General features: G+C 73.1%; 15 protein-coding genes. 12 read left to right on the plus strand and 3 right to left on the minus strand.

Going from position 1 to position 11383, the window contains the following annotated elements:
• On the minus strand, nt 1-438 hold the full coding sequence (locus AB5J73_RS26465) for a ubiquinol-cytochrome c reductase iron-sulfur subunit (RefSeq protein WP_370961370.1): 438 nt from the start codon (nt 436-438) through the stop codon (nt 1-3).
• Nucleotides 439-543: 105 nt separating this feature from the next.
• On the opposite strand from AB5J73_RS26465, the gene AB5J73_RS26470 reads away from it, so the two are divergent.
• The 9 genes from AB5J73_RS26470 (at nt 544) to AB5J73_RS26510 (ending at nt 8067) form a co-directional block, all read left to right on the plus strand.
• Entirely contained in the window at nt 544-912 is a 369-nt protein-coding gene (locus AB5J73_RS26470; RefSeq protein WP_370961371.1) for a hypothetical protein, read from the plus strand.
• 3 nt (nt 913-915) lie between these two features.
• Nucleotides 916-1428: a sigma-70 family RNA polymerase sigma factor gene (locus tag AB5J73_RS26475; RefSeq protein WP_370961372.1), complete on the plus strand. Its 513-nt coding sequence runs from the start codon at nt 916-918 to the stop codon at nt 1426-1428.
• Nucleotides 1425-2066 carry an anti-sigma factor gene (locus tag AB5J73_RS26480; RefSeq protein ID WP_370961373.1) on the plus strand — a complete coding sequence of 214 codons (642 nt, stop codon included), beginning with the start codon at nt 1425-1427 and terminating at the stop codon, nt 2064-2066. Before AB5J73_RS26475 ends, AB5J73_RS26480 begins: the two co-directional genes overlap by 4 nt.
• A 178-nt stretch (nt 2067-2244) precedes the next feature.
• Nucleotides 2245-3432: a chorismate synthase gene (gene aroC / locus AB5J73_RS26485; protein ID WP_370961374.1), complete on the plus strand. Its 1188-nt coding sequence runs from the start codon at nt 2245-2247 to the stop codon at nt 3430-3432.
• Entirely contained in the window at nt 3429-3950 is a 522-nt protein-coding gene (locus tag AB5J73_RS26490; RefSeq protein ID WP_370961375.1) for a shikimate kinase, read from the plus strand. Before aroC ends, AB5J73_RS26490 begins: the two co-directional genes overlap by 4 nt.
• A gap of 8 nt (nt 3951-3958) precedes the next feature.
• On the plus strand, nt 3959-5068 hold the full coding sequence (gene aroB / locus AB5J73_RS26495; RefSeq protein WP_370961376.1) for a 3-dehydroquinate synthase: 1110 nt from the start codon (nt 3959-3961) through the stop codon (nt 5066-5068).
• On the plus strand, nt 5065-5496 hold the full coding sequence (aroQ, locus tag AB5J73_RS26500; protein ID WP_370961377.1) for a type II 3-dehydroquinate dehydratase: 432 nt from the start codon (nt 5065-5067) through the stop codon (nt 5494-5496). The genes aroB and aroQ overlap by 4 nt, the downstream gene beginning before the upstream one ends.
• Complete coding sequence (locus AB5J73_RS26505; protein ID WP_370961378.1) at nt 5493-6422, plus strand: GNAT family N-acetyltransferase; 930 nt, start codon at nt 5493-5495, stop codon at nt 6420-6422. Before aroQ ends, AB5J73_RS26505 begins: the two co-directional genes overlap by 4 nt.
• Nucleotides 6423-6591: 169 nt before the next feature.
• Complete coding sequence (locus AB5J73_RS26510) at nt 6592-8067, plus strand: beta-xylosidase (RefSeq protein WP_370961379.1); 1476 nt, start codon at nt 6592-6594, stop codon at nt 8065-8067.
• A 69-nt stretch (nt 8068-8136) separates the two neighbouring features.
• Here the strand turns inward: AB5J73_RS26510 and AB5J73_RS26515 are convergent, their stop codons facing one another.
• Nucleotides 8137-8556, minus strand: a complete 420-nt coding sequence (locus AB5J73_RS26515) for a B-4DMT family transporter (protein WP_370961380.1) — start codon at nt 8554-8556, stop codon at nt 8137-8139.
• 62 nt (nt 8557-8618) lie between these two features.
• Here AB5J73_RS26515 and AB5J73_RS26520 point away from each other — a divergent pair, with 62 nt between their 5' ends.
• The 3 genes from AB5J73_RS26520 to nusB are packed head-to-tail and all read left to right on the plus strand — an operon-like array spanning nt 8619 to nt 10771.
• Entirely contained in the window at nt 8619-9707 is a 1089-nt protein-coding gene (locus tag AB5J73_RS26520; RefSeq protein WP_370961381.1) for a M24 family metallopeptidase, read from the plus strand.
• A 45-nt stretch (nt 9708-9752) separates the two neighbouring features.
• Nucleotides 9753-10316, plus strand: coding sequence for an elongation factor P (gene efp, locus AB5J73_RS26525; protein ID WP_370961382.1), 564 nt, complete (start codon nt 9753-9755; stop codon nt 10314-10316).
• Nucleotides 10316-10771, plus strand: a complete 456-nt coding sequence (gene nusB, locus AB5J73_RS26530) for a transcription antitermination factor NusB (protein WP_086856367.1) — start codon at nt 10316-10318, stop codon at nt 10769-10771. Before efp ends, nusB begins: the two co-directional genes overlap by 1 nt.
• 100 nt (nt 10772-10871) lie before the next feature.
• Here the strand turns inward: nusB and AB5J73_RS26535 are convergent, their stop codons facing one another.
• A complete protein-coding gene (locus AB5J73_RS26535) occupies nt 10872-11360 on the minus strand; it encodes a transcriptional regulator (protein ID WP_003096372.1) in 489 nt (162 codons plus the stop codon).
• Between the last annotated feature and the right edge of the window lie 23 nt (nt 11361-11383).

The raw sequence follows: 11383 nt of genomic DNA on the forward strand, positions 1-11383 counted from the left end.
TCAGCCGGTCACGACCTTCCCGTTCTCCACCTTCACCGGCACGCTGGGCAGCGGCTTGTTCGCCGGGCCCTGCTTGACCTCGCCGGTCAGCGCGTTGAAGACCGAGCCGTGGCAGGGGCAGACCAGATCGGCGCCCTTGGGGGTGACGGTGCAGCCCTGGTGCGTGCAGATCGCGCTGAACGCGGCGCAGGCCGACTCGGACGGCCGGGCCACGATCACGTCGGAGCCGTCCGGGGCCTTGGCGGCCTTCGCCTCCCCGACCGGGACGTCGGCGAGCGCGACCAGTGGCGTCCCGGCGGCGATCGGGGCCTGCGCGGTGCCGGACTTGGCGTCGTCGGAGGAGCCGCAGGCGGTGAGCGCGACGGCGCCGACGGCGGCACCGGCGACGGCGGCACCCGTGGTGAGGACGGTGCGGCGGGAGTGCAGTTCGGCAGTCATGCCCTTATCAACGAGATCGACACCGCTTCGGTTCAATCCGCGGTGAACCGGATCGGCCCCTGTTCCGTGTATCTACCCGAGTGGGTGTGGAGTGGAGGAACGATCATGGTGGGTTGGGTTCTGCGCATCGTCGTGGCGGCCGCGTTGCTGGGCTCGGCGGGCGTGCACTACTTCCTGTGGACCGAGGACTACCCGGGCATCGTCGGCCCGCTGTTCCTGCTGGACGCGATCGGCGGCCTGGTCATCGCGATCGCGGTGCTGGCCTGGCGGCACTGGCTGCCGGCCCTGGGCGCGATCGGGTTCGGCGTGCTGACGCTCGGGGCGTACGTGCTCGCCGCGACGGTCGGGTTCGCCGGCAACCACGACCAGTTCAACAGCCAGCCGGAGTACTGGGGCGTCATCACCGAGGCGGTCTGCATCCTCGGCGGCCTGGCCCTGCTGTTCGTGAAGGACCGGCGCCGGGTCACGGCCTAGTCCGTGGGAGAAGTCGCCGAAGAAGCGCTGATGCGCGCGCTGCACGAGGAACACGCGGCCGCGCTGTGGTCCTACGCGCTCCACCTGACCTCCGGCGACCGGATCCGCGCCGAGGACGTCGTCCAGGAGACGCTGCTGCGCGCCTGGCGCTCGACGGCGGTGCTGGACCAGTCGCAGGGCTCGGCCCGCGCGTGGCTGTTCACGGTGGCGCGGCGGATCGCGATCGACGGCTGGCGCTCGGCGTCGGCCCGGTCGGAGGTGGTGACGGATGAGCCGCCGGAGCTCGCCGTCGCCGACGGGACGGACCGCGCGGTCCAGGGCTGGCTCGTGGCGGAGGCGCTCGCGGAGCTGTCCGAACGGCACCGCGAGGTCCTGCTGCTGTGTTACTTCCAGGGCTATTCCGTAGCGGACGCCGCACTGCGCCTGGGTGTGGCCGAAGGAACGGTGAAGTCGCGCACGCACTACGCGTTGCGCGCGTTGCGGCTGGTGCTCGAGGAGAGGGGGGTGACCCAGTGAGCGAAGACCCGTTCGCGACGTTCGACGCCGCGTACGTGCTGGGAGCGCTGGCTCCCGAGGACCGCCAGCGCTTCGAGGAGCACCTGCGCACGTGCGACCGCTGCGCGGCGTCGGTCCGCGAGCTGGCGGGGCTGCCGGGGCTGCTGGCCAGGGTCGACACCCCGGCGGTCGTGCCCGATCCCGGGCCGCCCCCGCCGGACCTGCTGCCCGCGGTGCTCGCCCGGGTCCGCCGCGGCCGCCGGATCCGCCTCGCGGTGACGTCGGTGTCGGCGGCGCTGGCGGTGTCGGCGTGCGTGGCGCTGGCGGTGGTGGCGTCGTGGCCCGCGCCGGCCCCGCCCCCGTCGATCGCGATGACGGCGCTGGGCCAGTTCCCGGTCCGCGCCGACGCCCGCCTGGACGCGTTCGAGTGGGGCACGCAGGTCGACATGTCGTGCAGCTACACGGGCGGCCGCAGCGGCGGGGACTACGTGCTGGTGGCGATCTCCCGCACGGGCACGGAGACGCAGCTGGCGACGTGGAAGGCGGTCCCGGACAACACGGCCCGCATCGTGATCGGGACGGCCCTGCGGCGCTCGGACCTGGCGGCGCTCGAGGTGCGCGGGGGGAGCGGGCGGGCCCTGCTGCGGCTGACGCTGTGAGGGCTCGTCCGGGCCGCAGGGGGTCCCGGACGAGCCACCCGGAGAAGGGCGGGGCGCAGATGTCGCGAATGACTCATTCGGGACCTCCGACGCCCCGAATGAGTCATTCGGGACCCCGGGCGCGGGCCCACCGGAGGCACGTCCCGGCCCGCCCCGCGCCCGTGACAGGATTGAGCCCATGTTGCGCTGGATCACCGCAGGTGAATCGCACGGACCCGCGCTGGCCGCCGTGCTCGAAGGGATGCCCGCCGGCGTCGCCGTCACCACCGCCGACGTCACCGAGCAGCTGGCCCGGCGCCGCCTCGGCTTCGGCCGCAGCCCGCGGATGGGCTTCGAGACCGACCACATCGAGTTCCTCGGCGGCGTGCGGCACGGCCGCACCCAGGGCGGCCCGGTCGCCGTGCAGATCGAGAACGCCGAGTGGCCCAAGTGGGAGCAGGTCATGGCGGCCGACCCGGTCGACCCGCAGGTGCTCGAGGGCCTCGCGCGCAACGAACCGCTCACCCGGCCCCGCCCGGGCCACGCGGACCTGCCCGGCATGCAGAAGTACGGCTTCGACGAGGCCCGTCCCGTCCTGGAGCGCGCCAGCGCCCGCGAGACGGCGTCGCGGACCGCACTCGGCACCGTCGCGCGCAACTACCTGAAGCAGCTGCTCGGGGTCGAGATCCTCAGCCACGTCGTCTCGATCGGCGGCGCGGACGCCCCCGAGGGCCCGCTGCCGGTCGCGGCCGACCTGCCCGCCATCGACGAGAGCCCGGTGCGCGCCTTCAGCCAGGAAGGCACCGACGCGATGGTCGCCGAGGTCGACGCCGTGCGGAAGGCGGGCGACACCGTCGGCGGCGTGATCGAGGTCCTCGCCTACGGCCTCCCGCCGGGCCTCGGCTCCCACGTCCACTGGGACCGGCGGCTCGACGCGCGGCTGGCCGGCGCGCTCATGGGCGTCCAGGCGATGAAGGGCGTCGAGGTCGGCGACGGCTTCACCACCGCGCGCCGCTGGGGCAGCCAGGCGCACGACGAGATCGACCGCGGCACCGGCCCGGTCGGCGTCACCCGCCGGTCCAACCGCGCGGGCGGCCTCGAAGGCGGCATCACCAACGGCGAGCCGCTGCGCGTGCGCGTGGCCATGAAGCCGATCTCGACCGTCCCCAAAGCACTGTCCACAGTGGACGTCAAGACGGGCGAGCCCGCGGTGGCGATCCACCAGCGGTCCGACGTCTGCGCCGTGCCGCGCGCCGGGGTCGTGCTGGAGTCCGTGGTGGCGCTCGTCCTCGCCGACGCCGCGCTGGAGAAGTTCGGCGGCGACTCCCTCGTCGAGGGCAAGCGCAACGCCGAGGCGTACCTGAAGGCCCTCGAGGAGCGGTGGTGAGCCCTCGCGCGGTGGTCGTCGGCCCGCCCGGCTCGGGCAAGAGCACCGTCGGGCCGCTGCTGGCGGCCGCGCTCGGCGTCGCGTTCCGGGACAGTGACGACGACATCGTCGCGCGGGCCGGGCGCAGCATCTCCGACATCTTCGCCGACGACGGCGAACCCGCTTTCCGCGCGCTCGAAGAAGAAGCGGTCGCCACCGCGCTGGCGGAGCACGACGGCGTGCTCTCCCTCGGCGGCGGCGCGCCGCTCACCCCCGGCACCCGGGCCCGGCTGGCCGGGCACACCGTCGTGTTCCTCAACGTCGGCCTCGCCGCGGGGGTGCAGCGCACCGGCCTGTCGAGCGCGCGGCCGCTGCTGGCCGGGGTGAACCCCCGCGCCACGTTCAAGAAACTGCTCGACGAGCGGGTGCCCGTCTACCGCGAGGTCGCCACCGTCGAGATCGTCACCGACGAGCGGACCCCGGCCGAGATCGTCGCGGATCTCGCCGCGCGGCTCGCCCCCGCCGAAGCCAAGGAGTGAGTCACCCCGTGTCCGATCCGGTGCGCATCCCCGTCGCCACCGCCCACCCGTACGACGTCGTGGTCGGCCGCGGCCTGCTCGGCGACCTGACCGCGCAGCTGGCCGACGCCTCGAAGATCGCGCTGATCCACCCGCCGACGCTGACCACCACGGCCGAGGCCATCCGCGAGGAGCTGATCGCGGCGGGCCTGGACGCGCACCGCGTCGAGATCCCGGACGCCGAGGACGGCAAGGCGCTGACCGTCGCCAGCTTCTGCTGGGAGGTGCTCGGCCGGATCGGGCTGGACCGTCGCGGGGTCGTCGTCGGCCTCGGCGGCGGCGCCGTCACCGATCTCGCCGGGTTCGTCGCCGGTACGTGGATGCGCGGGGTCCGGCTGGTCAACGTGCCGACCACGCTGCTCGGCATGGTCGACGCGGCGGTCGGCGGCAAGACCGGCATCAACACCGAGGCGGGCAAGAATCTCGTCGGGGTGTTCCACGAGCCGAGCGCGGTGTTCGTCGACCTCGCGACGCTGGAGACGCTCCCGCCGAACGAGCTCGTCGCCGGCATGGCCGAGGTCGTGAAGACCGGGTTCATCGCCGACCCGCGGATCCTCGAACTGATCGAGGCCGACCCGGCCGCGGCGCTCGACGCGACCGGCGACGTGCTGGCCGAGCTGGTCCGCCGCTCGATCCGGGTGAAGGCGGACGTCGTCGCGGCCGACCTGCGCGAATCCGACCTGCGGGAGATCCTCAACTACGGCCACACCCTCGGCCACGCCATCGAACGCCGCGAGCGCTACCGGTGGCGCCACGGCGCCGCGGTCAGCGTCGGGCTGGTGTTCGCGGCCGAGCTGGCGCGCCTGGCCGGCCGGCTCGACGACGCGACGGCCGAGCGCCACGCGTCGGTGCTCAAGCTGATCGGCCTGCCGACGACGTACGACGCCGACGCCCTCGCCCAGCTGCTCGAGACGATGAAGGGCGACAAGAAGACCCGGTCCGGGGTGCTGCGGTTCGTCGTCCTCGACGGGCTCGCGAAACCCGGCCGGCTCGAAGGCCCGGACCCGTCGCTGCTGGCGGCGGCCTACTCGGCGATCGCGGCGGACGCCCCTTCGAGCGGGGGGAGCGTCCTGCTGTGAAGGTGTTCGTGTTCAACGGCCCCAACCTGGGGCGGCTCGGCAAGCGCGAGCCGTCGGTCTACGGCTCCACCACCCACGACGACCTCGCCGCGCTGTGCGTCGAGACCGGCGAGGAGCTGGGGATCGAGGTCGAGGTCCGGCAGACCGACCACGAGGGCGAGATGGTCGGCTGGCTGCACGAAGCCGCGGACGGCGGCACCCCGGTGGTGCTCAACGCCGGCGCGTGGACGCACTATTCGATCGCGGTGCGCGACGCCGCCGCGCAGCTGTCCGCGCCGCTGATCGAGCTGCACATCTCGAACGTGCACAAGCGGGAGGCGTTCCGGCACCACAGCGTCCTGTCGGACATCGCGACGGCGGTGATCGCGGGCCTCGGCGTCGACGGCTACCCGCTCGCGCTGCGCTGGCTCGCCGCGCACCCGGGGTGACGCTGCCGGCCACCCCGCGCTTGACGCTGCGGCCGCTGACCGAGGCGGATCGCGAGGCCGTGGTGAAGGTGTTCGCCGACCCGGAGATGAGCCGCTTCTTCGCGGCGGACTTCTCGGACCCGGCGGCGGCGAGCGCGATGGTCGATCGGCGCCTGGCTTTTCACGGCCCGCCCGGCCAGGGCCACTGGGTGATCGAGCGCGACGGCGAGGTGATCGGCGTCGCGCACCTGCGCCCGTCGTCGGAACTGCCCGGCGGGGTGCCGGAGCTGGGCTACTACGTGGCGAGCGCGCACGCCGGGCAGGGCCTGGCCACCGAGGCCGCCCGGGCGGTGCTGGACCACGGCTTCGGCACGCTGGGCCTCCCGGCGATCTGGGCGCTGGTGCACGAAAACAACGCGGCGAGCCGCAAGGTGGCCGCCCGCCTGGGTTTCCTCGACGTCGGCACCGGCGTCCACTACGGCGACCTGCACCGGGTCCTGGTCGCGCTGCCGTCCGGCCACGGCCGCCCGCACCACCTCGAGCTGTGGGTCCCGGACCTCGCCGAGGCGGAGCGGAGCTGGGGCTGGCTGCTGGGCGAGCTGGGCTGGCGGGAGTTCCAGCGCTGGCCCGCGGGCGTCAGCTGGCGCCTCGGCGGGACGTACCTGGTGGCGGAGGCTTCACCGGCGCTGAGCGCGGCGGAGCACGAGCGCACCCGACCGGGCCTCAACCACCTGGCCCTGCACGTGGCCACCCGCGCGGAGGTCGACGACCTGGCGGCCCGGGCCGGTGCCCACGGTTGGCGGCCGTTGTTCGCGGACCGGTACCCGTACGCGGGCGGAACCGCGCACTACGCGGCTTACCTCGAGAACGACGCGGGCTTCGAGGTGGAGCTGGTGGCGCTGGAGGGCCCGCCACCGCCGGGAGTGACGCCGGGCCGCCACCGCTGAGGGTGACACCCGGTAGCCGGTTCTCGATCTTCCTCGCCCGCAACGCATCCCGCCTTTGCGCGATCGGGGGACCGTCGACCGGAGCGCCGTCACCCGGGTGGTGTTGCTCTCGCTACACTCCGATGTCGTGCGCCCGTTTCGTCGTGGGGGTCGGCGACCCGCTCGTGCCTTGCTCGCCAGTGTCCTGGCGGGGCTGCTGGTCGCGGGCTGCACCGAGGGGTACGCGCAGCCGCAGGCGGCGGGGGAGCAGCCCGCCATCGCGGGTGGCGAAACCGCGCCGCGGCCGGCCGATGTCCAGCTCGCTTCCGGTGAGCCGCGGCAGAGCGGCGGGGTGGTCGCCGCCGGGGGTGCCGACGCCGTCTACAACTACGGGCCCACCGTGATGCTCGACCGCGGGCAGACCCGGATGTGGTGGTGCAGCCAGTACGGCGGGGCCGGGCCGGCGGGCGACGACATCCTCTACGCGCAGGCGCAGTCGATGGACGGCCCGTTCACCGGGCCCGGCGGCGGGATCCCGGCGGCCGTCTTCTCCGGCGCGCCCGGGCAGTTCGACGGCATGCACACCTGCGACCCGTCCGTGCTGCGTGTCGGCTCGACCTACTACCTGTACTACACCGGCGCGGCGGGCGACCACGCGCTCGGCAACGCGATCGGGCTCGCGACCAGCCCCGACGGCGTGCACTGGACCCGCGCGGCGGGCGGGAAGCCGATCCTCGGCCCGTCGCACGACGTGCACCGCGCGAACGTCTACGGCGCCGGCCAGCCGTCGGTGGTCTACCTCGACGGCTGGTTCTACCTGATGTTCACCGACACCACCGGCCGCGCCGCGGGCTGGAACGGGGCCGGCCAGTTCGTGCTGCGCTCGCCCGATCCGGCGTTCGGCTCCGGGGTGCAGGCGCTCGACGTCGGCGGGTTCGTGCCGGTGGCGTCGACGTCGGCGCCGCGCGGGCGATCGGTCGTCGACGGGTTCAGCGCGGACCTGATGTGGGTCGGGGCGCTGGACGCGTTCGTCGTCGCGCACGAGACCGACGGCGGCACGACCCTCACGTTCTGGACGCCGGACTTCACCGAGAGCCCGTTCCGGCCGGTGCTGATCCCCGGGCCGTGGAAGGAAGGGCCGGGCCTGGTGCGCCGGGCCGACGGCCACGCGCCGCTGTCGTCGGCGGACCCGTGCGACCGGGTGCCGTTCGACGTGGTCCGCGCGACCGCGATCGGCGGCGCGAACGCCCCGACCGACCTGCGCCACTTCGGGCTCGACCTGCTGGGCAGCCAGGCGTGCGGCAACCCCGGCCGGACGGCGGCGACCTTCGACGGCGTCACGATGCCGTCGCCGGAGCGGACGATGGACCTGGTCCGCGCGGGCGTGCGGGTCCGGGTGGACCGGCGCGCCGTGGCGGTGGCGCTGGCCGGCGAGGTCCTGGAGAAGACGCCCCCGGCGGTGACGGCCCTGCCCCTCGCGGCGCGGCTGCGCTCCGGCGCGGAGGCGGTGCAGGCGCCGGGCAAGGGGTTCGCGTTCGTGCTGGACGACAAGAAGCGCTGGCGGGTCCCCGACGGCGGCATCGTCGGCAACAACGGCTCGGCCGCCCACCCGGTCACGACGGCCCAGTGGGACGGCTACCCGAAGGGCCGCTCCCTGGTGGGCTGAAGGGGACGTTCCTCGCATCAGATGCGAGGAACGTCCCCTTCAGCCCACGACATGCGCTGAACGTCCCCTTCAGCCCGCGCCGTTCTCGCCCGAAGACCGGGAGTGCCCGATCCGGCCGCCCACGAAGAGCCCGAGCCCGGCCGGGACCAGCACCAGCAACGCCGAGAACGCCGCGCCGCCGGTCAGCGCGCCGCCGAGCTCCGACACGCCCGTCTGGTCGACGAACACCGCCCGCCCGATCACGTACAGGATCCCCGACACGACCCCCGTGACCAGCGCGGCGATGAACCACGCGCGGCCGCGGTCGGGCACGCCGCGCCAGGCGTCGAGCGCGCTCCACAGTGCCGCCGCGCCGACCAGGACGGCCAGGGTCAGGGACACCACCAGGGTCTGGTCCGTCGGGTGGTAAACGGCGTACTTCGCCAGCAGCGTCAGCGCGACGCCGTGCAGCACCGCCATCCCGAGTCCGCGGATCACCCAAGCGCTCATCCTGCGGAGTGTAGGCCAGGTTACTGACGAGTTGCTCGGCCAGCGCGCACTAGGCTGGGCCCGTGCCTGAAACCCATGGACGACGTCGCGCGGCGCTGCGTGGGCTCCTGACCGGAGCCGGCGTGGACGCGCTGCTGGTCACCGATCTGCTGAACATCCGCTACCTGACCGGGTTCACCGGTTCCAACGCCGCCGTGCTGCTGCACGCGGGCGGGGACGGCCAGACCCTCTTCTGCACCGACGGCCGCTACACCACGCAGGCCGCGGGGGAGGTGCCCGACCTCGAGACCGTCGTCGACCGGGCCAGTGCCGCCGCTCTCGTCGCGAGGGCCGCGAAGGATCCCAAGACGTATTCGCGGGTCGGGTTCGAGAGCCAGCACGTCAGCGTCGAAGAGTACGAAGCGCTCCAGCGGCGGGTGAAGCTCGAACGCACCCCCGGCCTGGTCGAGCAGCTGCGGGTGGTCAAGGACGAAGCCGAGATCGAAGCGCTGCGCCAGGCGTGCGCCGCCGCCGACCGGGCGCTGGACGACCTGGTCGCCGCCGGCGGCCTCCGGCCCGGGCGGACCGAGCTGGAAATCGCCCGTGACCTGGAGAACCGGATGCTGGAGCACGGCTCGGAGGCGCTCAGCTTCGCCTCCATCGTCGCCGCCGGCGCGCACTCGGCCATCCCGCACCACCGGCCCACCCACGCCACCCTCGAGCGCGGCGACTTCGTCAAGCTGGACTTCGGTGCCACCGTCGACGGCTACCACTCCGACATGACCCGCACGTTCGTCCTCGGCGAACCCGCGGCGTGGCAGCGGGAGGTCTACGACCTCGTGCACGCGGCCCAAGCGGCCGGGGTCGGCGCCGTCGTGCCGGGCGCCGAGGTGTCCGAAGTGGACGCCGCGGCGCGGACGGTGATCGCGGACGCGGGGCACGGCGAGCACTTCGCCCACGGTCTCGGCCACGGCGTCGGCCTGCAGATCCACGAGGCGCCCAGCTTCGCCGCGACGGGCGTCGGTACACTGTCCGCCGGTATGGCGGTCACCGTCGAGCCCGGCGTGTACCTCGCGGGGCGCGGTGGCGTGCGCATCGAGGACACGCTCGTCGTGCGGGCTGGGGAGCCCGAACTCCTCACCCTGAGCACCAAGAACCTCGTGGTCGTCTGACAGCGGCCCCGAACCCGAAGATTCGACACAGGAGACTGCAAGCTCGTGGCCACGACCAACGACCTGAAGAACGGGCTCGTCCTCAACCTCGAGGGCCAGCTGTGGACCGTCACCGCGTTCCAGCACGTCAAGCCGGGCAAGGGCGGTGCGTTCGTGCGCACCACGCTCAAGCACGTGCTCACCGGCAAGGTGGTCGACAAGACGTTCAACGCGGGCACGAAGGTCGAGACGGCCACGGTGGACCGCCGGAACATGACCTACCTGTACAAGGACGGCCAGGACTTCGTGTTCATGGACGGCGACACCTACGACCAGATCACCGTGCTGGCCGCGGTCGTCGGCGACAACGCCAACTACATGCTCGAGAACACCGAGGTCCAGGTCGCGGTGCACGAGAACGAGGCGCTCTACGTCGAGCTCCCGACCTCGGTCGAGATCATCATCCAGCACACCGACCCGGGCCTGCAGGGCGACCGCTCGACCGGCGGCACCAAGCCGGCGACGCTGGAGACCGGCGCGGAGATCCAGGTCCCGCTGTTCCTGTCCACCGGCGAGAAGATCAAGGTCGACACCCGCGACGGCCGTTACCTGGGCCGCGTCTCCAGCTGATGCCGACTTCGAAACCCCACCCGAACCGCGGCGGCGCGATCAGCCGCAGGCAGGCACGCCGCCGCGCGGTGGAAATGCTGTACGAGGCCGCGCAGCGCGACACCGACGCGGTGACGCTGCTGGCCGACCGGGTCGGCGCGACCGAGGTCGACCCGATCGCGGACTACACGATCAGCCTGGTCGAAGGCGTGACCGGCCGGAAGCCGCAGATCGACGAGCTGCTGGCCGAGCACGCGCAGGGCTGGACCCTGGAGCGGATGCCGAAGGTCGACCTCGCGGTGCTGCGGGTCGGTGTCTACGAGCTGCTCTGGGCCGAGGACGTGCCGGACCCGGTCGCGATCGACGAGGCCGTCGGCCTGGCGAAGGAACTGTCCACGGACGATTCGCCGCGGTTCGTCAACGGCGTGCTGGGCCGGATCGGCACGATCGCCGACCGCCTCCGCGCCGTTCTCTGAGTCGCTGTTCTCCCGTACTGCAAGCCCCCCGACGGCTCAGTGAGCGTCTCCAGGTGCCCCACTGGAAACGCTCACTGCGTCGGTGCAGTACATCGTGCGATCAGTCTTCCTTGGAGGGACGCGCCTCCGGCGGCAGGACACCCCAGTCGATGAGCTGCTCGGTGAGCTCGCCCGGGGTCATGTCGTAGATGATCGCCAGGGACCGCAGGTCCTCGGTGCGGATCGAGAGCACCTTGCCGTTGTAGTCGCCGCGCTGGCTCTGGATCGTCGCCGCGTAGCGGGCCAGCGGTCCCACCTTTTCGGCCGGCAGCTGCTGCAGGCGCTCGAGGTTGATCACGATCTTGGTGGCGGGCTCCGCACCGGAGGGGACCCGGCCCTCGGGCAGCAGCTCGACCACCGGCACGCCGTAGAAGTCGGCCAGCTCGGCCAGCTTCTGCACGGTGACGGCACGGTCGCCACGCTCGTACGAGCCGACGACGACGGCCTTCCAGCGCCCACCGGACTTCTGCTCGACCCCGTGCAGGGACAGGCCCTGCTGCTGGCGGATCCCGCGGAGCTTGGCCCCGAGCGCCTTGGCGTAATCGCCCATCTGGTCGTTCTCCGTTCTTCACC

Origin of the sequence: Amycolatopsis sp. cg9 (assembly GCF_041346945.1) — a bacterium.
GTDB lineage: Bacteria > Actinomycetota > Actinomycetes > Mycobacteriales > Pseudonocardiaceae > Amycolatopsis.

What these genes read in the sequence shown, in the direction of transcription:
- AB5J73_RS26535 (WP_003096372.1), bottom strand. Translation starts at nt 11,360, where the DNA reads ATGGGCGATTACGCCAAGGCGCTCGGGGCCAAGCTCCGCGGGATCCGC.
- AB5J73_RS26465 (WP_370961370.1), bottom strand. Translation starts at nt 438, where the DNA reads ATGACTGCCGAACTGCACTCCCGCCGCACCGTCCTCACCACGGGTGCC.
- AB5J73_RS26470 (WP_370961371.1), top strand. Translation starts at nt 544, where the DNA reads ATGGTGGGTTGGGTTCTGCGCATCGTCGTGGCGGCCGCGTTGCTGGGC.
- aroC (WP_370961374.1), top strand. Translation starts at nt 2,245, where the DNA reads ATGTTGCGCTGGATCACCGCAGGTGAATCGCACGGACCCGCGCTGGCC.
- AB5J73_RS26515 (WP_370961380.1), bottom strand. Translation starts at nt 8,556, where the DNA reads ATGAGCGCTTGGGTGATCCGCGGACTCGGGATGGCGGTGCTGCACGGC.
- nusB (WP_086856367.1), top strand. Translation starts at nt 10,316, where the DNA reads ATGCCGACTTCGAAACCCCACCCGAACCGCGGCGGCGCGATCAGCCGC.